General features: G+C 68.3%; 1 protein-coding gene and 1 pseudogene. Both read right to left on the bottom strand.

Going from position 1 to position 1459, the window contains the following annotated elements:
• Positions 1-1128 (bottom strand): carbamoyl-phosphate synthase large subunit (gene carB, locus G6W55_RS37600; protein ID WP_175525054.1); only part of this gene is annotated, 1128 nt, incomplete at its 3' end.
• Positions 1121-1459: pseudogene (locus G6W55_RS37605) on the bottom strand (carbamoyl phosphate synthase small subunit); the annotation flags it as partial. The gene carB and the pseudogene G6W55_RS37605, both read right to left, overlap by 8 nt.

A 1459-nucleotide genomic window follows, 5' to 3' on the forward strand; every position in this document is an offset into this window, starting at 1 on the left:
GTCGGCGGAGGGGAACTTCTCGAAGGCGAAGCGCGGGGCCTTGACGACGACGTAGTCGAGGGTCGGCTCGAAGGAGGCCGGGGTCTCGCGCGTGATGTCGTTCGGGATCTCGTCCAGGGTGTAGCCGACGGCGAGCTTGGCCGCGATCTTGGCGATCGGGAAGCCGGTCGCCTTGGAGGCGAGCGCCGAGGACCGCGACACACGCGGGTTCATCTCGATGACGATGACGCGGCCGTCCTCGGGGTTCACCGCGAACTGGATGTTGCAGCCGCCGGTGTCCACGCCGACCTCGCGGATCACGGCGATGCCGATGTCGCGCAGGATCTGGTACTCGCGGTCGGTCAGCGTCATCGCCGGGGCGACGGTGATCGAGTCGCCGGTGTGCACGCCCATGGGGTCGAAGTTCTCGATGGAGCAGACGACCACGACGTTGTCGTGCTTGTCGCGCATCAGCTCCAGCTCGTACTCCTTCCAGCCGAGGATGGACTCCTCCAGGAGCACCTCGGTGGTCGGGGAGAGCGTGAGGCCCTGGCCGGCGATACGGCGCAGCTCCTCCTCGTCGTGCGCGAAGCCGGAGCCGGCGCCGCCCATGGTGAAGGAGGGGCGGACGACGACCGGATAGCCGCCCAGCTCGTCGACGCCCGCGAGGACCTCGTCCATGGTGTGGCAGATGACCGAACGGGCGGACTCGCCGTGCCCGATCTTGCGGCGGACCTCCTCCACGACCTCCTTGAACAGGTCGCGGTCCTCGCCCTTGTTGATCGCCTCGACGTTGGCGCCGATCAGTTCGACGCCGTACTTCTCCAGGACGCCGTTCTCGGCGAGGGAGATCGCCGTGTTGAGGGCCGTCTGGCCGCCCAGGGTGGGCAGCAGCGCGTCGGGGCGCTCCTTGGCGATGATCTTCTCGACGAACTCGGGGGTGATCGGCTCGACGTAGGTGGCGTCGGCGATCTCCGGGTCGGTCATGATCGTCGCCGGGTTGGAGTTGACCAGGACGACCCGCAGGCCCTCGGCGCGCAGGATGCGGCACGCCTGGGTGCCGGAGTAGTCGAACTCGGCGGCCTGGCCGATGACGATCGGGCCGGAGCCGATGACCAGGACGGACTGGATATCGGTGCGCTTAGGCACGCTGGCCCTCCATCAAAGCTGTGTCCATCAAAGACGTGAAGCGGTCGAACAGGTAGGCGGCGTCGTGCGGGCCGGCTGCCGCTTCGGGGTGGTACTGGACGGAGAAGCCGGGCTGGTCGAGCAGCCGCAGCCCCTCCACGACGTCGTCGTTGAGGCAGACGTGGGAGACCTCGGCGCGGCCGAAGGGCGTCTCGCTGACCTTGTCGAGCGGCGCGTCCACGGCGAAGCCGTGGTTGTGCGCGGTGACCTCGACCTTGCCCGTCGTCCGGTCCTGGACCGGCTGGTTGATGCCGCGGTGGCCGTACTTCAGCTTGTAGGTGCCGAAGCCGAG

This window comes from Streptomyces sp. CAI-85 (assembly GCF_013363615.1).
In the GTDB taxonomy this organism is placed as follows: Bacteria; Actinomycetota; Actinomycetes; order Streptomycetales; family Streptomycetaceae; genus Streptomyces; species Streptomyces antibioticus_B.